Raw genomic sequence first — 22,657 nt, 5'->3', positions numbered from 1 at the left:
ATTGCATATTCCGTCAGGACGTCGGGAACGGTCCTGAACCGACAGGAGGTTGTGCATCGTGTGGCATAGACGATTCGTTTGCCTCTGGGCGGGTCAGACATTGGCCAATCTGGGGGATGTTTTTTACATTGTGGCGTTCATTTCGGTCATCTACGCGGCGTCCGGCTCGGTGATGTACACGGCGTTTGTGCCCGTAGTGATTTTGTCGGCGCAGTCTGTCAGCGGCTTGACCGCGCCGCTCTTTTTTCGCAGATGGACGCTTTCGCGCATGCTCGTCTTGTCGCAAGCGCTGAAAACGGCATTGCTTGCGGCAGCGGCTGTTTGCGTGGACAGGGAGACGGGGACGCAATGGCTCTGGCTGCTCTACAGTCTCGGGGCGATGATCGCCTTCATGGACGGCTGGGCAAACCCGGCGCGCAATGCGCTGGTGCCGCAGCTTGTGCTCCGCCAAGAGCTGATGCGAGCAAACGGCCTGCTCGCGACTTCCGATCAGACGGTTCATTTTGCCGGATGGGCGGCAGGGGGCTTGCTCGTGGCCTGGCTGGGAGCGAGCACCGTTCTCTGGGGCACAGTGGCCGCCTACGTCTTGGCAACGCTCGCCATGCTGGGAGTCAAGCCCAAGCTGGCTAATGCCGAAGGCGAAGCGGGCTTGCGTGTCTCTCCCCAGCAGCCGCAGGGAGATTGGCTTACGGGCTGGAAAACGATCCGCAATGTGCCGCTACTGCGGCAACTGGTGGCGCTGGATGTCGTCATGGGCATCGCGGGCGCAGTCTGGATCGCGGCGATTTTGTTGCCTTATGTCCTGGAAGTGCTGGGGCAGGGCGAAGAGTGGTGGGGATACATCAATGCGGGCTACCTGCTTGGCTCGATCATCGGCGGCACTTTGCTTTTGAAGTACGCCGGGCGGATGAACCGGCAGTTGCCGCGCTGGCTGGTGGCGGGAGTTAGCGGTTCCGCGCTCATGACCTTGCTGTTTGGCAGCACGCCTTACCCTTTGGCGGCTTTGCTGTTTTCCTTTGCGCTTGGTCCGTTTCTGGAGATTGCGCTGGTGAGCAAGCAGACGATTTTGCAGCAGGAGACAGAGCAAGCGGCATTGCCTTACGTCTTGTCTGCAAAAGGCACGCTCGACGCGCTTGTTTTCGGGCTGTCCTCGCTGGTGATGGGAGCTTTGGCCCAGTGGCTCGGCACGCGTGCCGTTTATTTGCTCTCTGGTCTGTTGCTGGCGGTGGCAGTTGGCTTGGCATGGCGGCTGTGGCAAAAGTGGCCCGCGCATGCAGGTGAGCAGGAGCAGGGGCAAACTTTTTAAAAGGCGATACCCTCTGGCGAAAGCTGGAGGGTTTTTTGCTACAATGATCGAACACACCAGCATTCGCCTGCGGGAAAAAACATTCTCCCGATTCACGATCAGCGGCATGCGGAAGGCGGCTTTACGGCGGTGGCAGACGACTACGACGAGGTCACGGAAGCGGTGCTCGCCCATGACTTTTTGATTTTCGCCACGCCGATTTACTGGTACGGCATGTCCGGCCATATGAAAAACTACGTCGATCGCTGGTCGCAAAGTTTGCGCGACGAACGCTATGCGTTCAAGGAATCGCTCGGACAAAAACAAGCCTACGTCATCGCGACGGGCGGCGACCAGCCGCGGCTGAAAGGGCTGCCGCTGATTCTGCAGTTCCAGTACGTCTTTTCCTTTGTCGAGATGCCATATGCGGGCTACATCATTGGTGAAGGCAACAAGCCGGGGGATGTGCTCGCAGACGCGCGGGCCGTGGCCGAGGCCCAACAACTCAACGCATGGCTGAAGGCCAGGCTGTAGCGGCTGGATGTTAGAAAACGTGGCTGCGCCAAGTCTTTGGCGTAGCCTTAGTGGATAAGAATCTTACAAATTCTTATCTGTACAAAAAAGACCGGAGCGACTCCGGTTTTTTCGTTTGCTTGGCTATTTGGTAAGGGAAGGGCCTTGCAGATGACGCAGAATCGCCATCAGATCCAGCTCGCCCAGCCCTTCCTCCAGCGCTTGACGATAGGTTGCCTGCGCCGATTCCGCCAGCGGCGTAGACACGCCAGCCTCGCGGGCCAGGCGCAGGTCTTTGGCCATATGCTTCAAGGCAAAAGCCGCAGGATAGTCGTCTGCGAGAATCGAGGCCGCTTTACCGCGAATCAGCGGAGTGCCTACAGCGCTTTGCGAAATAATCTCCAGCATTTGCTCCGTCTCAATCCCGAGCGAGCGGGCGAACAGCAGCGTTTCCGAGACGCCCTGAACGGTGATGCCGAGCAGGAGATTGATCGCCAGCTTGGCAGAGGTGCCTGCGCCGTTTGGTCCCAGGTAAATGGCGGCCTTGCCGAGCTTGTCCAAGAGCGGCTTCGCTTCGTCGTAGTCCGCTTTTTCGCCGCCAACCATGATGACGAGCTGAGCTTCTTTAGCCGGACCGACACTGCCTGAGACCGGGGCGTCGAGAAAACGCAGCCCGGCTTTTTTCGCCTGCTCCGCCAGAAAACGGGACGTCTCCGGCGCAATCGTGCTCATGTCAATCGCCAGCTTGCCGGATACACGCGCGGACAGCACGCCGTCTGCTCCCGTGTAGATCGCTTTTACCGCCTCGTCGTCGCTGACCATCGTAAACAGTACGTCGCATTCCTCTACGAGCCGGGGCAGGGACGCCACCTGCTTCGCACCGAGGGCGACCAGCGGAGCCGCCTTGTCCGGGGTGCGGTTCCAGACGCTCACGTCATAGCCTGCCGCCAGCAGATTGCCCGCCATCGGTACGCCCATATTGCCCAAGCCAATCCAACCTACGATCATGTCTGATTACTCCTTTTCGTCGCTGTGTTCTCCGACCTGTTTTTGTACAAGCTCCTTCAGCGCGGCGTGCTTGGACGATGTCATGGCAAACAGCTCGTCAAAGCCGCCCGGCAAGGTTTTGTCGAGGACGCGCAGCCCTTCCTCGGTAATTCCGCCTTTGGTAGCGACGCGCTCGATCAGTTGGTCGAAGCCAAGCTGTTCGTTTTTCAAAAGCAAAGCCGTTCCCAGCATCGTCTCCACGAGGATGCTGCGGGCTGCCTCAATCCCCAGCTCCGGCGTTTTGCGAACAGCCGCCTGGGCGAAAGAATCGAGAATCCCCGCGATCAGTCCCGGCGCACTGCTGCTCAAAATCGTCGCCGTCTCGATTTCGGCATCGGTAACCACCTGTACCGTGCCGATGGCAGACAGCAGAGTAAGCAGATGCTCGCGCTGTTCGGCGCTCACTTTGCCGCTGTTTGTCAGCAGCGATACCCCGTGCAGCTCCGAGGAAGTGACGGTCGGAATCACTTTGCTGACTGGCCCGGCGTGGACGGTTTCCACATCCGCGATACTGACCCCGGCAGCGACCGAGACGATATGCTTGTCGGCAGCAACCGACAGCCCGCGTAAAACAGGCAAGACGTCGAGCGGCTTCGTGCAGAGGAAAATCAGCTCCGCCTGCTCGCATAGCGCTTGCGCGGTCGCCGCGACGGTCACGCCGTATTCCGCTTGCAGCTTGTCTGCCTTTGCTTGCGTCCGGTTGAAGACGAGCACGTTTTCCGGCTGGATCGCTTCGCTTTTGCAAAACGACTTCACAAGCATTTGCCCCATACTTCCTAATCCGATAATCCCGATGCGCATGTACAAAACCTCCCGTCCCATTGTAACGCAAGTCCACATAAAAAGGTACAGCCTCCCGCTGTGGAAGAGGCTGTACCTTGTGTCTGTCGTAGTAAACGTTTTTTTGTACCTGCGATTAGTCGTCGGAGCTTCTGAAGATCATGATGTACTTGGCAAGCTCGAGAACAGAGATCAGAGCGGCTGCCACGTAGGTCAGAGCGGCGGCGCCGAGCACCTTGCTCGCTCCGCGTTCTTCCTCGTTGCGGATGAAGCCCATTTTCAGCATCAGCTCTTTGGCACGGCTGCTCGCGTTAAACTCGACTGGCAGCGTGATGAGCTGGAAGGCAACAGCGCCGGAGAAGAAAATAATCCCGATCAATAGCAGACCCGTCATTTTGAAAAAGAAGCCAGCGAGCAGCAAGAGCGGCGCAACACCGGATACCAGGTTGACCACCGGGAAAATGCGGTGGCGCGCTACCAGCATCGGATACGATACTTTGTGCTGGATGGCATGGCCGACTTCGTGACAAGCAACGGACAACGATGCGATGGAGTTGCCGAAGTAGACAGGATCAGACAGGCGAACCACACGGGACATCGGATCGTAGTGGTCGGTCAGCGTGCCCGGAATATGTTCGACCGGAACGTTGGTCAAGCCGTTTGCATCGAGCATCCGCCGCGCCGCTTCCGCCCCGGTAAGGCCGGAGGAAGTAGGGACCTCCGCGTACTTGTTAAAGGTTCCCTTTACGCGGAATTGAGCCCAGAGCGACAGTCCGAATGCAATGAGAATCAGAAAATCCATCGGGTGAAAAAACATTGAGCACTCACTCCTCGTTTTTATCTACGAAATATGCACAATAGCAGTTCCTTACACATTTTGTCCCATATCCATGTATACGAATAAGTGTCATGGCAGTTTCACTATTTTTATTGTACAATCTCTGACCAATCTTGACAATATCATCGTCGACTTATATGTGCTGGACCAAACGGGCAAAAGCATAAAAAAAGCAGACACATCCTCAGGCGGGAATGTGTCTGCCTGGCACGCCTAGCGATCGTGGTTTTGCGTTTTGTGATGCTCGGTCTTGCGCGGATTTTGGAAGCCGACGATTTCGAGCATCTTGCTGCTCGCTTTGGAATCCAGCGTCTTTTCCGGAGCTTGCGGGTACGTCTTTTCGCCTTTTGACACCTAGATCGCCTCCTCGCGATGATACTCTCGTGCAGTCGTTAGTATCTCCAAAAAGCAGGGGAGCGGGCTTGGCAATGCTTGTCTTGCCGTCAGGCGCACACATTTTTCGCCAAGCTACGCGTTCAACTGGGCGAAGGCGCGGTCGACAGCCGCAATCGTTTCCCGGATGTCGTCCTCCGTGTGAGCGGTGGTGATGAACCACGCCTCGTATTTGGAAGGCGCGAGGCAGATGCCTTCGTCCAAAAGGAGGCGGAAGAAGCGGGCGAACAGCTCGCCATCGGCTTTTTGCGCGGCATCGTAGTCGCGGACTGGCTCGTCCGTAAAGTAAACCGCCATAGCTCCTTTGACGCGGTTGAGCTGAATGGTGACGCCGTGCTTGCTCGCCGCGTCGCGAATGCCTTTTTCCAAAAGCGCACCGAGTCGCTCGAACTCATCGTACACGCCAGGCTGCTTCAGCACTTCCAGGCAAGCGATTCCGGCGCGGATGGAAGCGGGATTGCCCGCCATTGTCCCTGCCTGGTAGGCTGGACCGAGCGGCGCGACCTGCTCCATAATATCGCGGCGTCCGCCATACGCGCCAATCGGCAAGCCGCCGCCGATGATTTTTCCGAGCGCGGTCAGGTCAGGTGTTACACCCAGCAAGTTTTGCGCCCCGCCGTAGCAGAAGCGGAATGCGGTAATAACCTCGTCGTACACAACGAGCGCACCTGCTTCGTGCGCGATGCGGTTTACTTCTTCCAAAAAGCCTGGCTCCGGCGTGACGATACCGAAGTTGCCGACGATCGGCTCGACCAGCACGCACGCTGTTTCGCTACCCCACTTGCTCATCGCTTCGGCAAACGCGCCGATGTCGTTGAACGGAACGGTAATCACTTCGTTGGCGATGCTTTGCGGAATGCCGGCGCTGTCCGGGATGCCCAGCGTGGAAGGTCCAGAGCCTGCCGCGACGAGCACGAGATCGGAGTGCCCGTGGTAGCAGCCCGCGAATTTGATGATTTTCACGCGTCCGGTGTAGGCACGAGCCACGCGAATGCACGTCATGACGGATTCCGTACCGGAGTTGTTGAAGCGGATGCGCTCCATCGACGGGATCGCTTCGCGGATCATGTTGGCAAAAGTTACTTCCCACGGAGTCGGCGTCCCGTACAGCGTGCCGTTCGCCGCCGCTTCGCAGATCGCTTTGGTTACATGCGGATGGGCGTGGCCTGTAATGATCGGGCCATACGCCGCCAAATAGTCAATATATCGGTTGCCGTCCACGTCCCAGAAATACGCGCCCTGGGCACGCTCCATCGTCACGGGCGCTCCCCCGCCTACGGCCTTGAAAGAACGGGAAGGGCTGTTTACCCCACCGAGAATGACATCCATGGCTTGTTCGTGCAGCAGCGCGGATCGTTCACGTTTCATGCGTTTTTCCCTCTTTTCTTTTCGAAAAAGTCCTTCATTATCTTAACACAGCCAAAGACACCTGAATATGGATGGGGAGCTATAGCTGGAAAAAAGGAAAAATGATACAATTTTCAAGCAAATCACTACACATAAAAGGCGGTAGTTCACCATGAAACTTGAGTGCATCTCCATTAAAGGAAGCGGCAATACCAATGAGGACGCCTATGTGATTTCCCAGACCGGGCAGGTGTACGCGGTGATTGACGGCGTGTCGTCGCTGGTTCCGTACGAAAACCGGGCCGGGCAAACCGGAGGAGCGATTGCGGCAGAGTTGGTGAAAAGGCAGCTTGAGGCGATGCCCCACGATGCGGTTTTGCCCGATTACCTGGCGCGCGTAAACGAGCAATTGCGCGAGCAGATGCGCGAAGGCGGCGTCGATCTGGCGAAAAAAGAAGCGCTGTGGGGAGCGGCGTGCGCGGTCGTCCGCTTGAAAGACAACTGCCTCGAATACGCCCAGAGCGGAGACTGTATGATTTTTGCCGTCTACGAGGACGATGCGGTGCGGCCGCTGACCTACCCGCAAGTCCGCTTGCTGGAGCAACAGGCACTGGCAAGCTGGGAAGCAGGGATTCGCGAGGGGCTGTCCACCCGCGTCGAGTTGCGCGAGCGATGTATGGAGATCCTGATTCATAACCGCTACCAGGCGAATGAACCAGGAGGCTACGGTGTTTTGAACGGCGATCCCGCCTGCGCGGATTTTGTGGAGTATGGACGGGTTAACCGGGCGGGGGTAAAAGCGCTGGTGCTGGCAACCGATGGACTTTTCATGCCGGCTGCTTTTGGCGGTGACGAGCCAGGCTGGGAGGAAACGGCGCTGCCGATCTTCCGCAAAGGACTGCAGCGCTATGCAGATGAACTGATTGCGCTGGAAAACAGCGACCCGGAATGCATTCGCTACCCCCGCTTCAAAAAGTCGGACGACAAGACAGGGATTGTCCTGTTTTTGCGCTGATAGTTTGCTACAGTTTGCCTTTTGCACATTTTCACATGCTCGTATACACTAACAGTTGTTATTTGAAGCAAGCCAAAAAGGACGGTTTTCCATGATCCAAGTGAAGCATTTGCAAAAGGAGTTCCGCATCCACCAGGCCAGATCCGGCCTCGGGGGTGCTTTTCGTGACTTGTTCAGCCGCGAGTACAAGACAGTCAAAGCGGTGAATGACCTTTCTTTCACCGTGGAAGAGGGCGAGATGTTCGCCCTGATCGGGGAAAACGGCGCCGGGAAATCGACGACCATCAAGATGCTGACGGGCATTTTGACCCCGAGCGACGGCGAGATCGTCATCAACGGCTACGTCCCGTTCAAACAGCGCGAGGAATACGTGCGCTCCATCGGCGTCGTCTTCGGGCAGCGCTCACAGCTTTGGTGGGATTTGTCCCCGTTGGAGTCGTTTCGCCTGCTAAAAAGCGTCTACAAGGTCGACGAGACAGAGGGCGAAAAGTGGCTCGCGCGCTTGATCGAGGAGCTGGAAATCAGCCCGTTCGTCAGCCAGCCGGTGCGCAAGCTGAGCCTCGGCCAGCGGATGCGCTGCGAGGTAGCGGCTTCCTTGATCCACAAGCCGCGGCTGTTGTTCCTCGACGAGCCGACAGTCGGGCTGGACGTGCTGGTGAAGCAAAAAATCCGCGAGTTTTTGCGCAATCTGAACGAGACGGAAAACATGACCATCCTGCTGACCACGCACGACGTTTCCGACATCGAGGCGCTCTGTAAACGGGTGCTGGTCATGGACAAAGGCAAGCTGATCTTCGACGGCCTGCTCAGCGACCTGAAGGAAAAGTGGGGCAATGGCACAGAGATTTCCTTCCAGATGAAAAAGCGCACCTCCGCAGCCGAACTGCGCCAGACACTCGGCGAAATGCCGTGCGAAGTCACGCAGGAAAACGACTTCACCCTGAGCGTCAAGGTGCCGCAAAGCCAGGAAATGCTGCCGTTCGTCCTGTCCACGGTTATGTCGTCGTTCGAGGTCAGCGACGTGAAAATTATGGAGACGAGCACAGAGGACATCGTCCGCAACATTTACCAGGTAGATACAGAGGTGCGGGACCATGCATAGGCTCTACATGGAACTGATCCGCATGCGGTTTTTGACCATGCTCGCCTACCGGGTGAACTACTACAGCGGCATCATCATTTACGCGATCAACATCGGGGCCTACTACTTTTTGTGGGGCGCCATCTACGGCGACCAGCAGCAGCTTGGCGGGCTATCGGTCGAGCAGATGACCTCCTACGTGGCGATCGCCTGGATGTCGCGCGCTTTTTACTTTAACAACATTGACACGGAGATCGCCCAGGACGTTCGCGAGGGCAAGGTCGCCATCGAAATGATCCGTCCCTACAACTACTTGTCGGTGAAAACGGCGCAGGCGTTCGGGGAAGGGATTTTCCGCTTTCTGTTTTTCGCCGGGCCGGGGATTTTTCTCATCAGCCTGATTATTCCCTTTCACTTCCCGGCGACCGCGACCGGCTGGGGGCTGTACCTGCTCAGTCTGATGTTCGCTTTTCTCATTAATACGCAGATTAACCTGCTGACGGGTCTGTTCACGTTTTTCCTGTTCCGCAACGACGGGATGATGCGGGCGAAGCGGGTCGTCGTCGATCTGATGTCCGGCCTCGTGCTGCCGATCAGCTTTTTTCCGGGCTGGGCGCAGACCGTCATGGGCTTTCTGCCGTTTCAGGCCGTCAACTACTATCCGAGTCTGATTTTCACCGGAGCGATTACCCCTGGACGGGCCTGGGAATTGATCGGCTTTCAGGCGATCTGGATGGTTGTCATTCTGGTCCCCATCCTGGTTTTGTGGCGTATGGCCCGAAATCGGCTGGTCGTGCAAGGAGGGTAGACGATGCAAAACGTGAAACATATTATCGGCATTTTTGCCGACTACCTGGGCCAGTATTTCAAAACGAGGCTTGCCTATCGGGCTGACTTTCTCGGGGAGCTTGTGTCCAACCTCGTTTCCGAGTTGATTAACCTCGTGTTCATCATCGTCGTGTTCACGCACGTCCCGATGATGAAAGACTGGACGCGGGACGAAATCATTTTCATTTACGGGTTCTTTTTGGTGCCGTATGCGCTGTTCTCGATGTTTTTCGGCTTTTGGGACTTCAACGAGCGCTACATTATCCGGGGCGAAATGGATCGCATCCTGACCAGGCCGATTCACAATCTGGCGCAGGTTTGTCTGGAATCCATCGCGCCGGACCGCATTTTCGGCATCATCACGGGCCTGATTATTATGGGCTATGCGGCGATCCAGCTCGACCTGTCGTTTTACTGGTACGACCCGCTGATCTTCATCGGGCTGGTCGTGAGCGGCGCTCTCATCTACGGCGGCGTGTACACAGCGATTGCGGCGGTCAGCTTTTTCTCTGATTCGCGGACGGGAATCGCCCCGATGATCTACAACATTCAGCAGTACGGCCGCTATCCGGTGGATGTGTACAACAAAGCGATCCGCTTCGTGCTGACCTATGTACTGCCGTTTGCCTTCGTCGGCGTCTACCCGGCTGCCTACTTTTTGCGCAAAGAAGTCTGGTACACCTACGCGGCGTTTACTCCGCTCGTGGCTGTCGTTTTCTTTGGCCTCGGCCTGTTTGTGTGGAACTGGGGGGTCAGCAAATATCGGGGAGCGGGTTCGTAGCAGTCGCGGCCTGATTCGATGCTGGAGGAGCCGAATGTATATTTTTATTTGCGGCTCGTTATGATAACATTAGAGGTAACAAGCGAAAAAAAGACCGTCCGGCGGCAACCGGAGCGGTCTGTACAATGGAAGCTTCCCTCAAGGGGTTCGGCTCAAAATTTCTGGAAGAATAGACCGCTGGAATTGGGACTCAAGGGCGGTCTATTTCTTTTTGGTCAAGGTAACTACCAACCCGATCAAAGCGACCAGGAGCATATCCTATTAAATTCATCGGAAAACAATAAAAAATTGTCGATTTAGCCGTTTCCTCTATTGTCAAATCAAAAAAGCGCAGTATAATATGCAATAGACAACTACACAAATCCTTCGGGGCAGGGTGCAATTCCCGACCGGCGGTGATCGTGTCACGAGCACGTTAAGCCCGCGAGCCTCCCCAGCTTGTCAGCAAGCGACGGAGTGCAGGATCTGGTGAGATTCCAGAGCCGACAGTACAGTCTGGATGGGAGAAGGATGACGACAGTACGTTTTCTGCACGTGCTTGTTTGCCTGTGCAAACGGGAAAAGCTGCAAAAGGGGCATGCAAAATCAGCACCTTTTGTTTCGCGAACCTGTTTCCTGCACATGCTTTGTCATACGCCTGTAATCTGCCCTGAGAATCTTTCTCAGGGTATTTTTGCGTTTCCGCAGGCAAAGCGTATGAGTAGCAACACGTGTGGCACGACCACTGTTGCCATTCCTCAAAGAAGGAGAACAAAGAGGAGATGGTACACATGAAAGAAACAGCCTTGCATTCTTCGCGCAGAGCAACCCAGCGGATCGTGACGATTCCGATGCTGGCCGCCGTTGCCTTTATCCTGCAATTTTTGGAGGTTCCCGTTCCGCTGATGCCGAGCTTTCTGAAGCTTGATTTCAGCACGCTGCCAGCGTTGATCGGCGGGCTTATGTACGGTCCGGTGGCCGGAATCATCATCGAAGTTTTGAAAAATACATTGCACTTTCTGTTTAAAAATGCAGACGGACTCTTGATCGGCGAGATTGCCAATGTGATTGCCGGCGCCAGCTTCATTTTGCCGGCTATCCTGCTGCAACGCAGCGGCCAGGGCAAAAAAGGTTTTCTGACAGGGCTTGCGCTCGGGACATTGCTGATGACGGTCGTCATGGCTGTCGCCAACGCATACGTCCTGCTCCCGGCTTACGCTGTGCTCTACCATATGCCGATGGCAGAACTGCTCGCGATGTTCAATGCGACGAGCGTCTGGTCCCTCGTCTTGGTCGGCATTGTGCCGTTCAACATTTTCAAAGGCGTCGTGCTCGCCTTGGTCGCCTATCCTGTTTACGCCAAGCTGGGCGCTCGCCTGGCCCTGCGTACCACAAATTGACATCGGCCTTTCGACTTGCTAAGATATGTTCTTAAACGAACCGTTTTTGTGAAAAGGCTATGAAAGGACCCGCAGCTATTTCCCTTGTTCCAGAGAGTCGGCCCTAGTCTGGAAGGCTGATACGAGGCATACCTGCACCCCATCCTGAAGCCGCCAGCGACGAGCTGGTCCGGTCGCCCCGCCGTTATCGGGTTGGAAAAGAGGACTGTGGCACAAGCCATGGTCAATCAGGGTGGTACCGCGGAAGTCAATCCTCCGTCCCTTTTGGGATGGGGGATTTTTTGCATTTCATGCGAAGAAAAAAGGAGCGTAGAAGGATGAAAGAGGACAAAGCGTTTGTAAAAGAAATTACACCGCAGTCGGAAGATTTTTCGCGCTGGTACATTGATGCGATCAAAAAGGCGGACTTGATGGACTACACCCCGGTGCGCGGCTGCATCGTCTTCAAGCCCGACGGCTTCGAGCTGTGGGAACGGATTCAGGAGGCGATGGACAAACGGTTCAAGGAAACCGGACATCGCAATGCCTACTTCCCGATGCTGATTCCCGAGTCGTTTTTCCAAAAAGAAAAAGAGCACATCGAGGGCTTCAACCCAGAACTGCCATGGGTGACCGAAGCGGGCGGCGAACAGTTGGAGGAAAAGCTCGCCCTGCGCCCGACCTCGGAGACGATCATCGGCCACATGTACAGCCAGTGGATTCAGAGCTACCGCGACTTGCCGATCCTGATTAACCAGTGGGCCAACGTGTTCCGCTGGGAAAAGCGCACGATGCCGTTTTTGCGCACATCGGAATTTCTCTGGCAGGAAGGCCACACCGCCCATGCGACAGAAGAAGAGGCGCGCCAGGAAACGATGCAGATGCTCGAAATTTATCGCGAAGTAGTCGAGCAGGAGCTGGCGATTCCGGTATGGAAAGGGCAAAAGACGCCGAGCGAGCGCTTCGCGGGTGCGGTTGACACGTACTCGATCGAAGCGATGATGAAGGACGGAAAAGCCGTGCAGGCGGGCACCTCGCACTATTTGGGCGACAAGTTTGCGCGCGGCTTCGAGATCAAGTTTTTGGACCGCGACAATCAGTTCAAGTACGTGCATACGACCTCGTGGGGCAGCTCGACGCGGCTCATCGGCTCGATGATCATGGTGCACGGCGACGACCGCGGCCTGGCGCTGCCGCCACGGATGGCGCCTACGCAAGTCATCATGATTCCGGTAGGTCCGATGAAGCTGCGGGAAAAAGTGATGGAGGCGTTCGATCCGCTTTTCGACGAGATCAAAGCGGCAGGGGTTCGCGTGCGTGCCGACTTGCGTGAAGAGACGCCGGGCTGGAAGTTCAACGAATGGGAAATGCGCGGGGTGCCGCTGCGCCTGGAGCTTGGGCCGCGCGATGTGGAAAACGGTCAGGCGATCCTGGCCCGCCGCGATACGGGCGAAAAAGTGACCGTGCCGCTGGCGGGAATTGCCCAGACGATTGCGAAGCTGCTCGAAGACATCCAGCAAAACATGTTCCAAAAAGCGCTGGCCTTCCGGGAAGCTAATTCTCATCTCGACGTCGACACGATGGAGCAGTTGGCTGCGCACATCGCCAACTGCGAAAGCGAGAACCGCCCAAGCGGCTGGGTGCTGGCCGGCTGGTGCGGAGACGACGCTTGCGAAGCCAAGGTCAAGGAAGAAACCAAATTTACCTCCCGCAACATTCCGTTCGATCCGCCTGCCCAAAAAGCAGCCTGCATTTGCTGCGGCAAAGAGGCGAAGCATACGGTCTGGTTCGGGCGGGCGTACTAGGCGGTTCTGGTAACGCATACGCTTGAACCGAAAACAAGGGAGTGCCCCTCGCGTGAAAAAGAGGGCACTCCCTTTTTGCCTGTGCGAAAAACTTAGCGGCCGAGCACCCAGTCGGCAAAAACCTGTGCGTCGGAAAAGCGGTAGTCCGGCTCCGGATCGAAGCTTCCGGCCTTTTGCGTGACGGGCAGCCAATCGACCCCGACCGTCGTAAGCCCTGCCGCACGCCCGGCCACGATGTCGGCATCGCTGTCGCCTACAAAAATCGTCTCCCCGGCCGTTGAGCCAAGCTCTTTCAGCGCAGTAAAAATGCCTTCCGGGTGCGGCTTTGGCTGGCTCACGTCATCGCCTGTAATCACGACGGAAAAATACGTTTCCAGTCCCCACTCGCGCAAGGAAATATCTGCGCTTCTCCGTCCTTTTCCCGTGACGATTCCCATCTGGACTCCAGCCGCGTGCAACTGCTCCAGCATGCGGGCGATTTCCCCGGGGTTTTGCACCCGGGCATGCTCGCTCGTGTAGATGGCAAAAAAATGATCCAGTGCCGCGGCATGCTCGTGTGCGGGCAGCCTGTTTTGCAAAATGCCTGTCTCCGTCGGCCCGAACAGCGCGACGATTTGCTCGTCTGTGTAATGCTCCTGCAAAAAGCGCTGAAAAGTCGAGCGAAAAGCCGTGAAGATGAGCGGGAGCGTATCGGCGACGGTTCCGTCAAAATCAAACAGAATGGTGCGCATCATCCACCCTCCTTTTGGGCTGAAAAACAAAGAAAAACCATCTTTCTTGATGGTTTTCCTGGTGTGGTTCTCTGCTTTTTACAGAGGCTTGTCCTGATCGTCTGCATCCTCAAACGGTTCTTCCGAATCGTCAGTCGGGTCAGCAGGCGTCAACGGGAACAGAACGTCGAAAAACTTGAATTTGCGGCGTCCCGGCTCGTTTTTAAAGCCTTTGTACTTCTGCAAAAGATCGCTGATGTCGTCGACCAGTTGGTTGCGTTCTTCCTGGCTCAAATAAAATTCAGTCAGGTTAAAAGCAAACGTGTTCTGGTATTCCTTGCGAACATCCTGATCGCTTGCCACGAAGCGGTTGAGTGTCCTCATGAGATCCTTTTCTGTCGTGCGAAACGGAGTGAACATGACGTCACTCAATTGCTGTGCGTTTTCCTCAATCATAAGCTGAAGCTTAACCTGAATCACCTTGGCGACTGGCTCGTAATATTTCTCAACGATGGAACCTTTGACGCGGGTATCCACCTGTTCGAGCAAACCAACACGCACGAGCTCCTTCACGTGGTAGTGAAGACGTGCAGCATTTTCGCCTAGTTCCGTAGCGATTTGTTTGGCCGTACGCGGCTCCAAATCCTCGAAGAGTTCTAAAATCTTAACCCGTTCTGCTATGGCAAGGGATTTAAGCGCTTCTGGATCGGTTACTTCAAAAAACTCTTTCATGCCAATTCTCACCATCCAACTGACTAGGCCATTTTTTTATTTTTCTTAATTAATTCTATCGTTTTCTGATTGAAAGCGCAACGTATATGCGGATGAAGTGCCTGTAAGCTTGTGGTAAAATGAGACAAGTGATTTTTACGGAGGGATGAGCATGATCGCAAGCGGACAAGCCGCGCCGTTATTTACATTGCAGGCCAATCAGGATCAGACGATTTCACTTTCCCAATTCCGCGGGAAAAATGTTGTGCTTTATTTTTATCCGAAGGACATGACGCCAGGCTGCACGACAGAGGCGTGTGATTTCCGGGACTACCATCCGCAGTTCGCTGAGCTGAATACAGTTGTACTCGGGATCAGCCCGGATTCAGTCAAATCGCACGACAAGTTTATTGCCAAGCACGAGCTGCCGTTTCCGCTGTTGGCAGACCCGGAGCACGAGGTGGCAGAAGCGTACGGAGTGTGGGTGCTGAAAAAAATGTACGGCCGCGAGTACATGGGGATCGAGCGGACGACCTTTGTGATCGACAAGGAAGGAAACATCGCAAAGGTCTGGCCAAAAGTAAAGGTGAAAGGGCACGTACAGGAAGTGCTTCAATTCATCAAGGAAGAGCTGCAAGGCTGACAGGCAGAGTTGATACATAGAGGAGGAGCATTTCATGAGTGTGTCTACAGAGTATGTGGTTCAATCCTTTTGCCAATTGGCGAACATCCCGAGTCCGTCCGGCAACACAGCCAAAGTCATGGCGTGGGTAGCGCAGGAGCTGGAACAGCTCGGCGTCGAGTACAAGCGGACGAACAAAGGCGCGATTGTAGCGACTGTGCCGGGAGCGCGTGACGACAAGGCGCGCCTGCTGACAGCGCACGTCGATACGCTTGGCGCGATGGTCAAGGAAATCAAAAGCAACGGCCGTTTGAAGCTGACTTTGATCGGCGGCTTTGAGTTCAATGCAATTGAAGGGGAGCATTGCACGGTGGAAACCGCGAGCGGCCGCCTCGTCACCGGAACGATTTTGTCCTCGAAGGCTTCCGTCCACGTGTACGGCCGCGATGCAGGCAAGGCGGAAAGAACAGACGTCAACATGGAAGTGCGCCTGGACGAAAAAGTGACAAACAGGGAGCAGGTGCAGGAGCTGGGCATTTCCGTCGGGGATTTTGTCTCCTTCGACCCGCGCGTGACCGTCACCGACAGCGGCTTCATCAAGTCCCGGCACATTGATGACAAGGCGAGCGTCGCCATTTTGCTCGGCGTGCTGAAGGAGCTTCGCGAATCCGGGCAGCAACTGCCATACACCACGCACTTTTTTATCAGCAACAACGAAGAGATCGGCTATGGCGGCAATTCCAGCATTCCGGCAAACGTCGTGGAGTATTTGGCGGTGGATATGGGCGCGATCGGCGACGGCCAGACGACAGACGAATACTGCGTCTCCATTTGCGCGAAGGATTCCTCCGGGCCGTACCACTACGGTTTGCGCAGCCATTTGACCCGACTGGCCAAAGAAAACGGCTTGAACTACGCGGTAGACATTTACTCGTATTACAACTCAGACGCGAGCGCGGCGTTGCGGTCAGGGTACGACATCGTCCACGGGCTGATCGGCCCTGGCGTGGACGCCTCCCACTCCCATGAGCGCACGCACAAAGAAGCGCTGGAAAATACGGCGAAGCTCATCATGGCTTACCTGGCTTCCGAGGAAATGCAAGCATAGGAGGACGGCATGAGCAATATGTATCAATGGGCCGATTACTACGATTTGACGCAGCGCGGCGTTGCGGGCGACGTCGATTTTTACCTGGAAGAAGCGAAGCAGGCTGGCGGCAAAGTGCTCGATCTTGCTTGCGGCACCGGGAGAATCGCGATTCCGGTCGCCCAGGCCGGGATCGAGGTGACGGGCATTGACTTGTCACAGGAGATGCTGGCGCGCGCGCAGGAAAAGGCACAAGAGCAAGGCGTGACCACAGGGCTTACGCTGCTTCAGGGAGACATGCGCAGCTTCGATCTTGGCGAGACTTTTTCACTCATCATGATCCCGTTCCGCTCGTTTTTGCACCTGTTGCACATTCAGGAGCAGATGAAGGCGCTCGGCTGTATTCGCAAGCATCTGGCACCTGGCGGAAAGCTTGCGATGAACGTGTTTGTGCCCAAAATCAATCATTTTTACGAAGAAAATGAAAAGATGTCGCTGCGCGGAACGTATCCACTGCCGTCCGGGGGAGAAGTGTTGATGTGGGATTACACCCGCTACGACCACTTCCAGCAACTGTGCGAAGTGACCCGCATGTACGAGCGCACAGATGCGCGCGGCACTGTGGTTGAACGAGTGAATGGACGCTTTGTGCTGCGCTATATTTTTCCGACCGAGCTTCACCACCTTTTGCGCCTGAACGGGCTGAAGGTGACCAGGCGGTACGGCAACTTTGCCAAAGCGCCTTTTGATGCGAGCAGCACGGAATTGATTGTCGTTTGCGAGTCGGTGTAGCACCTTTCCAGACTTTCCAGACAAAGAAAAAAGGCGGGGGATACGGATGAAGATTTACACGAAATCAGGGGATAAAGGCGAGACTTCACTGGTGGCGGGCGTGCGCGTGCCGAAGTTCGCGGATCGCGTCGAGGCATACGGCACGTGCGACGAGGCCAACTCGCAAATCGGGCTGGCCCTGTCCCTGTTGCCCGCAACGGAGGCGTGGCAGGAGTTGCAGGATGTGTTTCACATCATTCAAACCAAGCTGTTCCATGTAGGCGCGGAGCTTGCCACACCGGAAGGGAAAAAAGTAGGTTGGCCGATCGGCGAAGAGGATGTGACGTTTCTGGAGGAGCAAATCGACAAGCTGGACGCAGGGCTGCCGATGCTCACCAACTTCATTTTGCCGGGCGGCCATCCCGCTGCCGCTGCCTTCCATATTGCCCGCACGGTTGTCAGACGCGCCGAGCGCAAAGCCGTCCATGTGGCGCAGCAAGAGCAGGTAAATCCGGCAGTCGTCAAATATCTCAACCGATTGTCCGACTATCTTTTCGTCGTCGCCCGTCACGTAAACAAAGAGACAGGCTCCGTGGAAAAAACGCTGCATGAATAAGCAAAAAGGGGTTGTCCCATAAGTCGACTGTCCGGCTTGGAGACGCCCCTTTTTTGTGTGAAAACATCTGGCTGTTGGCTGGATTCATGCGTTTGGTTGGGGACAGGCCCCTTTTGCTTGAGCCAATACTATCTATCGGAGGTAAGTAGAGATTCCTGGGCGAAACGCGATTTTTTCAGTAGGAAAAGTGTCGTACAGCCGCTGGCCGTCGCGGCAGGCATTGCCTTCGAGCAGCATGGTCAGTTGCGTGTTGGTGATCGGAAAAAACGAGAAGCCCTCCAGCATGTTGACGACAGGCTTCATGAAGGCGAGCGGGATGTGCACTTTGCGAACCCGCTTTTTGCCGATTGCCTCGCCGATGGCATCGAGTATTTCTCCGTAGGAGATCGGATCAGGCCCGCCCGTTTCATAGATTTGATTCGTCGCAGCGGGCAGGCTCAATGCCTGGACAAACACATCCGCTACCGTTTTCCGCGCTACGGGCTGCAAAGGATAGGAGCCGTCGCCGATAACAGGAGTGACAGGCATGCGCACCAGATCCGCGAGCATGTTGACGAACTCGTCGCCCGGACCGAAGATGACCGATGGCTGAAAAATGACGTACGGGATTCCGCTTGCGATCACGAGCTGCTCGGCTTCGTACTTTGTGCGGTGGTAGGCGCTTGTCGCGTTTGCTCTGGAACCGAGGGCGCTCATGTGGACGAAGCGCTTTACGCCCGCCTGCTTCGCTGCCTCCACGACGTTTTTCGTGCCCTCGACGTGAATTTTGGGAAACGTAATCCCTTTGCCCGGCTGCTCGCGAATGATTCCGACCAGGTGAATGACCGCCTCGCAGCCTGCCATGGCGCTTTTCAGCGATTCGACGTCCAATATGTCTCCTGCTGCCAGAGAGACGCTTCCCGGCCCGGCCTGCCCGTGGTGCAGCTTGTCTTTTGAGCCTGGCCGCGTCAAGCAAACGGCATCGTGACCTTCGGCAATCAGCCGCTCCAACACGCCTTTGCCGACAAATCCGGTAGCTCCCGTCAGGAAAACCTTCATGCGTATCGCCCCCCGTTAAATCTTTCCAAGCCCATTTTACATCAGCACAGCGGCATCGTGCTATTGCTTGCGACGATTGCCGAGCCGATCAAGATCGGTATAATGTAGGAAAAAGGGGGATATATTTATGGCACAACGCAAAGTACCCGTCGCAGACATTTTGGATACGCTTCAGCAAATGTACCCGGATGCCCACTGCGAATTGAACTATACAACCCCGTTTGAGCTGTTGATCGCGACCATTCTTTCGGCACAGTGCACGGATAAGCGGGTGAACGAGATTACCGAGCCGATGTTTAAAGAGCTGAACCGGCCGGAGCACTACCTGCATCTCACCCAGGAAGAAATGGAAGAGCATATAAAAGGGCTGGGCTTGTATAAAAATAAGAGCAAAAACATTTTGGAGGCCTGTAGAATCTTGTTTGAAAAGTACAACGGGGAGGTGCCGCAAACGCATGCCGAGCTGGAAGCGTTGCCGGGCGTAGGGAGGAAGACGGCCAATGTCGTTCTCTCCAATGCGTTTGGCGTCCCGGCTATTGCGGTCGATACTCACGTGTTCCGCGTGGCGAACCGCCTCGGTCTTGCCAAAAGCGACAACGTAGACGAAGTGGAGCGCCAACTGATGAAGCGCATCCCGCGCGAAAAGTGGTCGGATGCCCACCATTGGCTGATCTGGCACGGCAGAAGAATCTGTGCGGCGCGCAATCCGAAGTGCGATCAATGTCCGCTGCAATCCATGTGCAAATACGCTCTGACGGAGGCCAAAAAAGCAGAGAAAAAGGCGCCTGCGAAGCAAGCTGGCAAACAAGCCGCCAAGCCGAAAGCGAAGCCCAAAGCGAAAAAGGAGCCAAGCATTTCTTGAGGGAAGCTCGATTTCCAGTTCTTTCTCCTCAATTCCGCGTAATGGATATTGACAGTTTTCGCCGAATAGACGTACACTTATTTAAAGTAATTCTAATCAATGACAAACAGGATTGACTGATCTTTTGTCTTGCGAAAGACTGTGGGGTGTGACAATTATGACACAGCGTGTGGAAAAAGCTGTAGAAATCCTCAAAAACACCGGGGTTCGGATGACACCTCAGCGCCATGCCATTTTAACGTACCTGCTGGAGACGATGACTCACCCGACGGCTGACGAAATATACAAAGCTCTCGAAGGTAAATTCCCGAACATGAGCGTCGCAACGATTTACAATAACCTGCGGGTTTTTAAAGATGCGGGCCTGGTGATTGAGCTTACCTACGGGGACGCGTCCAGTCGCTTCGATGCCAATGTGGAGGAAGATCATTACCACGCGATCTGTTCCAATTGCGGGGCGATCCGGGACTTCCATTTCCCGTATTTGCGGGAGGCGGAAGAAGCTGCCGCAAAAGACATCGGGTTTAAAGTTACCGGACATCGTATGGAAGTATATGGCATCTGCGAGTCCTGTCAAAAGAGCGCCCACTAAAATGAAGCTGTACGGACGAACACCTTTTGTCTCAACGAAAGCTTAGCAAGTTGAGATAGAAGGTGTTTTTCTGTTGAAAGGTGTAACGTTTTGACTGTTCAAACGTCTTTTTTTGGGGGAGAGCGGGGCTTGTCTCTCGTTTTTTCCAGTAGACAAAAGGTTGTGAATCGTTTGAAGCCACGTTATGATCGAATTGACAGACGAATGACGAATGCATACAATCTGGTCCGCGTGCGGGCTTATTTGGCTGGGAGGAGGAACAGGCCATGAACATGCAGCTTGGAATGGCACCTCGCCCCAGGCGTAGACGGAGAAGGGCAATGCGCAGGCTTTTTGCGCTGATGCTTTTCTTGCTTGCAATTTTCGGCAGCATATACTGGTTTTTCGTGCTGCGCGCTTCGACCGAGCACGTCCAGCCGTACGACGGCGACAAAGCAGTCATCGTCTACGAAGGACAGCGGGCGGATGCTTCGTATTTGCTGGAGGCGGAGCAAATCTTGCTGCCTTTTGACTTTATCAAGGAAAAGATTGATCCGGCGATCTTTTGGGATGAGCCTACCAAGTCGGTGATCGTGACGACGAAGGACAAAGTGCTCAGGATGGAGAGCGGCGAAGTAGTCGCCCATCTGAACAAGCAGCCGGTCAATTTGCAGGTGCCGGTCAAGGAAGTGGGCGGGACTCGCTACGTGCCGCTTGATCCATTGGAAAAGCTGTATCCTTTTGCTTTTGAGCGCAAAGCGGATACAGGCGTCCTCACGGTGGAGCAGGAAGGGTACGAAATCGGGCAGGCAAAAGTCGTCAGCGACGAGGAAAAACAACCCGTTCGCGTTGGCGCTTCGCACCGCACTCCGATCGTTGCCGAGCTATCTGCCGGAGAACTGGTCGATGTGCTCGGCCAGCAGGAAGGCTACTACCGCGTGTTGACCGCTTCCGGAATCGCGGGCTTTCTCCCGGAGAAAAGCCTGGAGATGGCGAGCAAGCGGAAGGTCACCTTGCAGCACGCCACTTCTTCCGAGGGGCAAGCTGCGTGGAAGCCGAATGGCGAAAAGGTAAACATGGTCTGGGAGCATGTTGTCAATAAAAATCCGAACGTCGCCCAAATCGGGGCGTTGCCTGGCGTCAATGTCGTCTCGCCCACCTGGTTTGAGCTGAAGGATGCAGAAGGGACGCTTTTGAACAGGGCTGACCCGGCGTATGTGAAATGGGCGCACAAGCGCGGCTATCAGGTGTGGGGGCTGGTCACGAACGGCTTCAATCCGGACTGGACCCAAGCGGTGCTCGGCAGCTACGACAAACGAGACAAGCTGATCGCCCAGCTCATTCACTACGCGCACCTGTACGATCTGGACGGCATCAACATCGACTTTGAAAATGTGTACTACGAAGACAAGGAGCGGCTCGTCCAGTTTGTTCGCGAGCTGACGCCGTATTTGCACCAGCAAGGGCTGACCGTTTCCATTGATGTCACCATCAAGTCCAATGCGAAGACGTGGTCGATGTTTTTTGATCGCAAGGCATTGGCCCAGGTGGTCGACTACATGGCTGTCATGACATACGATGAGCATTGGGCGGCGAGTCCAAAAGCAGGCTCGGTCGCTTCGCTGCCTTGGGTGGAAGCAGGCTTGCAAGGCGTGCTCGAGGAAGTGCCAAACGAAAAGCTGCTGCTGGGCGTTCCTTTTTACACGAGACTGTGGACGGAAGCCAAGCAGGCTGACGGCACAATCAAGGTAAGCTCCAAAGCGCTGTCCATGCCAAGGGCGCAAGAATGGGTGCAGGAGCGAAAGCTTACGCCTGTTCTCGACGAAGCATCCGGCCAACAATACGTGGAATATCGCGATCCGAAAGACGGGAATGTCTACAAGATGTGGCTGGAGGATGTCTCTTCCATGAAAAAGCGGATCGAGCTGGTCAAAAAGTACGATCTGGCCGGAGTCGCTTCGTGGCGGCGCGGATTTGAAGAGCCGGAGATTTGGCCGGCCATCGAAGAAGGCTTGAAAAGCGCCATAACGGCTCAGTAAAAAAAGAAGCCACCTGCTGCCCGTAAGACGGGATTGTGCAGGTGGCTTATTGTGTATCGCAAGGTCGAGGCACCAATCATGTCTGGTTTTGCTGAGGCTGTCCGTCTTCCAAGCGCAATGGCTGTCCGCAAAACATACAGGCATCTTCTTTTCCAAGCATCTTCGTTACTTTTTGGCACGAAGGACATTCCACCTGGGGAGCAGAGGTAGAAACCATGCCGGAAATCATGAACAACACAGTGCTGCCCATCGTCAAAATAAAGCCGATGATTAAAAGCAGCGTCATGAAGATGTGAGAGCCTTTTAACAGGTTGCCAAGGAAAGGTATAAAGTCCAGATATCCCCCGAAAAAAGCGTACCCTGTATACATCAGCAAAATGCCGATCACCATGCTCCAGTTGCCCCATGTGCGCATGCGTTTGATTTTGCTCAGGCGTTCAGTTTTTTTCATCATCATTCCTCCTACATTACAGTATAGCATACAAAGGTTTTGTCTGTTGACAAGCAGGAAACGAACAAATCGTGTAGAATCCATAAGTTCAACCCAGGGCAGGGAGGA

At 55.2% G+C, this 22,657-nt stretch carries 24 protein-coding genes and 1 riboswitch; of the genes, 15 read left to right on the top strand and 9 right to left on the bottom strand.

Translation table 11 applies throughout. The features are described from left to right. Nucleotides 1-58 precede the first annotated feature (58 nt). Nucleotides 59-1,306 (top strand): MFS transporter, encoded by a 1,248-nt coding sequence (locus tag BA6348_RS23730; RefSeq protein ID WP_039970458.1) that lies wholly within the window; start codon nucleotides 59-61, stop codon nucleotides 1,304-1,306. 129 nt (nucleotides 1,307-1,435) lie between these two features. Beyond that, nucleotides 1,436-1,819 carry a flavodoxin family protein gene (locus tag BA6348_RS23725; RefSeq protein WP_242507405.1) on the top strand — a complete coding sequence of 128 codons (384 nt, stop codon included), beginning with the start codon at nucleotides 1,436-1,438 and terminating at the stop codon, nucleotides 1,817-1,819. A gap of 123 nt (nucleotides 1,820-1,942) precedes the next feature. On the opposite strand, the gene BA6348_RS23720 is transcribed toward BA6348_RS23725, so the two are convergent. From BA6348_RS23720 to BA6348_RS23705, 5 genes are all read right to left on the bottom strand, one after another. After that, nucleotides 1,943-2,806, bottom strand: coding sequence for an NAD(P)-dependent oxidoreductase (locus BA6348_RS23720; protein ID WP_005827704.1), 864 nt, complete (start codon nucleotides 2,804-2,806; stop codon nucleotides 1,943-1,945). 6 nt (nucleotides 2,807-2,812) lie between these two features. Continuing rightward, the gene (locus BA6348_RS23715) at nucleotides 2,813-3,646 is read right to left on the bottom strand and encodes a pyrroline-5-carboxylate reductase family protein (RefSeq protein ID WP_005827706.1); all 834 of its coding nucleotides are present in this window, start codon (nucleotides 3,644-3,646) and stop codon (nucleotides 2,813-2,815) included. Nucleotides 3,647-3,761: 115 nt separating this feature from the next. After that, on the bottom strand, nucleotides 3,762-4,442 hold the full coding sequence (locus BA6348_RS23710) for a zinc metallopeptidase (protein WP_005827707.1): 681 nt from the start codon (nucleotides 4,440-4,442) through the stop codon (nucleotides 3,762-3,764). Between the two features lie 234 nt (nucleotides 4,443-4,676). Next, nucleotides 4,677-4,817 carry a hypothetical protein gene (locus BA6348_RS26915; RefSeq protein ID WP_007786777.1) on the bottom strand — a complete coding sequence of 47 codons (141 nt, stop codon included), beginning with the start codon at nucleotides 4,815-4,817 and terminating at the stop codon, nucleotides 4,677-4,679. Nucleotides 4,818-4,931: 114 nt separating this feature from the next. Continuing rightward, on the bottom strand, nucleotides 4,932-6,224 hold the full coding sequence (locus BA6348_RS23705; RefSeq protein ID WP_005827711.1) for a glutamate-1-semialdehyde 2,1-aminomutase: 1,293 nt from the start codon (nucleotides 6,222-6,224) through the stop codon (nucleotides 4,932-4,934). A 151-nt stretch (nucleotides 6,225-6,375) separates the two neighbouring features. On the opposite strand from BA6348_RS23705, the gene BA6348_RS23700 reads away from it, so the two are divergent. The 6 genes from BA6348_RS23700 (at nucleotide 6,376) to proS (ending at nucleotide 13,071) form a co-directional block, all read left to right on the top strand. Next, a complete protein-coding gene (locus BA6348_RS23700) occupies nucleotides 6,376-7,218 on the top strand; it encodes a protein phosphatase 2C domain-containing protein (RefSeq protein WP_122953272.1) in 843 nt (280 codons plus the stop codon). Nucleotides 7,219-7,309: 91 nt separating this feature from the next. Then, nucleotides 7,310-8,320: an ABC transporter ATP-binding protein gene (locus BA6348_RS23695; RefSeq protein WP_005827715.1), complete on the top strand. Its 1,011-nt coding sequence runs from the start codon at nucleotides 7,310-7,312 to the stop codon at nucleotides 8,318-8,320. After that, nucleotides 8,313-9,107, top strand: coding sequence for an ABC transporter permease (locus tag BA6348_RS23690; RefSeq protein WP_005827717.1), 795 nt, complete (start codon nucleotides 8,313-8,315; stop codon nucleotides 9,105-9,107). The genes BA6348_RS23695 and BA6348_RS23690 overlap by 8 nt, the downstream gene beginning before the upstream one ends. Nucleotides 9,108-9,110: 3 nt before the next feature. Further along, nucleotides 9,111-9,908: an ABC transporter permease gene (locus tag BA6348_RS23685; protein WP_005827719.1), complete on the top strand. Its 798-nt coding sequence runs from the start codon at nucleotides 9,111-9,113 to the stop codon at nucleotides 9,906-9,908. A gap of 358 nt (nucleotides 9,909-10,266) precedes the next feature. After that, nucleotides 10,267-10,423: riboswitch (FMN riboswitch) on the top strand. Between the two features lie 255 nt (nucleotides 10,424-10,678). Continuing rightward, nucleotides 10,679-11,287, top strand: a complete 609-nt coding sequence (locus tag BA6348_RS23680) for an ECF transporter S component (RefSeq protein ID WP_025845522.1) — start codon at nucleotides 10,679-10,681, stop codon at nucleotides 11,285-11,287. 317 nt (nucleotides 11,288-11,604) lie between these two features. Continuing rightward, complete coding sequence (gene proS, locus BA6348_RS23675) at nucleotides 11,605-13,071, top strand: proline--tRNA ligase (protein WP_005827725.1); 1,467 nt, start codon at nucleotides 11,605-11,607, stop codon at nucleotides 13,069-13,071. A 92-nt stretch (nucleotides 13,072-13,163) separates the two neighbouring features. Here the strand turns inward: proS and BA6348_RS23670 are convergent, their stop codons facing one another. Continuing rightward, nucleotides 13,164-13,802, bottom strand: coding sequence for an HAD family hydrolase (locus BA6348_RS23670; protein ID WP_005827726.1), 639 nt, complete (start codon nucleotides 13,800-13,802; stop codon nucleotides 13,164-13,166). A gap of 78 nt (nucleotides 13,803-13,880) precedes the next feature. Then, the gene (locus tag BA6348_RS23665) at nucleotides 13,881-14,513 is read right to left on the bottom strand and encodes a winged helix-turn-helix domain-containing protein (RefSeq protein ID WP_005827728.1); all 633 of its coding nucleotides are present in this window, start codon (nucleotides 14,511-14,513) and stop codon (nucleotides 13,881-13,883) included. Between the two features lie 151 nt (nucleotides 14,514-14,664). Here BA6348_RS23665 and bcp point away from each other — a divergent pair, with 151 nt between their 5' ends. Genes bcp through BA6348_RS23645 form a run of 4 tightly spaced genes read left to right on the top strand, consistent with a single transcriptional unit; the run spans nucleotide 14,665 to nucleotide 17,588 of the window. Further along, nucleotides 14,665-15,135 carry a thioredoxin-dependent thiol peroxidase gene (bcp, locus tag BA6348_RS23660; protein ID WP_005827730.1) on the top strand — a complete coding sequence of 157 codons (471 nt, stop codon included), beginning with the start codon at nucleotides 14,665-14,667 and terminating at the stop codon, nucleotides 15,133-15,135. Nucleotides 15,136-15,169: 34 nt separating this feature from the next. Continuing rightward, nucleotides 15,170-16,222, top strand: coding sequence for a M42 family metallopeptidase (locus BA6348_RS23655; protein ID WP_005827732.1), 1,053 nt, complete (start codon nucleotides 15,170-15,172; stop codon nucleotides 16,220-16,222). A 9-nt stretch (nucleotides 16,223-16,231) separates the two neighbouring features. Further along, nucleotides 16,232-16,993, top strand: coding sequence for a class I SAM-dependent methyltransferase (locus tag BA6348_RS23650; RefSeq protein ID WP_007786789.1), 762 nt, complete (start codon nucleotides 16,232-16,234; stop codon nucleotides 16,991-16,993). Between the two features lie 46 nt (nucleotides 16,994-17,039). Next, nucleotides 17,040-17,588 carry a cob(I)yrinic acid a,c-diamide adenosyltransferase gene (locus tag BA6348_RS23645; RefSeq protein ID WP_005827736.1) on the top strand — a complete coding sequence of 183 codons (549 nt, stop codon included), beginning with the start codon at nucleotides 17,040-17,042 and terminating at the stop codon, nucleotides 17,586-17,588. 132 nt (nucleotides 17,589-17,720) lie between these two features. On the opposite strand, the gene BA6348_RS23640 is transcribed toward BA6348_RS23645, so the two are convergent. After that, the gene (locus BA6348_RS23640) at nucleotides 17,721-18,626 is read right to left on the bottom strand and encodes a complex I NDUFA9 subunit family protein (RefSeq protein ID WP_005827737.1); all 906 of its coding nucleotides are present in this window, start codon (nucleotides 18,624-18,626) and stop codon (nucleotides 17,721-17,723) included. 127 nt (nucleotides 18,627-18,753) lie between these two features. Here BA6348_RS23640 and nth point away from each other — a divergent pair, with 127 nt between their 5' ends. The 3 genes from nth to BA6348_RS23625 all read left to right on the top strand — a co-directional run bounded on the left by nth (nucleotide 18,754) and on the right by BA6348_RS23625 (nucleotide 22,098). Continuing rightward, nucleotides 18,754-19,488, top strand: coding sequence for an endonuclease III (gene nth / locus BA6348_RS23635; RefSeq protein ID WP_005827739.1), 735 nt, complete (start codon nucleotides 18,754-18,756; stop codon nucleotides 19,486-19,488). 157 nt (nucleotides 19,489-19,645) lie between these two features. After that, nucleotides 19,646-20,080 carry a peroxide-responsive transcriptional repressor PerR gene (gene perR / locus BA6348_RS23630; RefSeq protein ID WP_025845534.1) on the top strand — a complete coding sequence of 145 codons (435 nt, stop codon included), beginning with the start codon at nucleotides 19,646-19,648 and terminating at the stop codon, nucleotides 20,078-20,080. 266 nt (nucleotides 20,081-20,346) lie between these two features. Then, entirely contained in the window at nucleotides 20,347-22,098 is a 1,752-nt protein-coding gene (locus BA6348_RS23625; RefSeq protein ID WP_122953273.1) for a glycosyl hydrolase family 18 protein, read from the top strand. Between the two features lie 76 nt (nucleotides 22,099-22,174). Here BA6348_RS23625 and BA6348_RS23620 read toward each other — a convergent pair whose 3' ends face one another. Beyond that, the gene (locus BA6348_RS23620; protein WP_005827746.1) at nucleotides 22,175-22,549 is read right to left on the bottom strand and encodes a YgzB family protein; all 375 of its coding nucleotides are present in this window, start codon (nucleotides 22,547-22,549) and stop codon (nucleotides 22,175-22,177) included. Between the last annotated feature and the right edge of the window lie 108 nt (nucleotides 22,550-22,657).

Source organism: Brevibacillus agri (genome assembly GCF_004117055.1).
Classification (GTDB): Bacteria; Bacillota; Bacilli; order Brevibacillales; family Brevibacillaceae; genus Brevibacillus; species Brevibacillus agri.
Note: the sequence above shows the minus strand (reverse complement) of the source record. Positions and strands in the feature narration are given on the sequence as shown.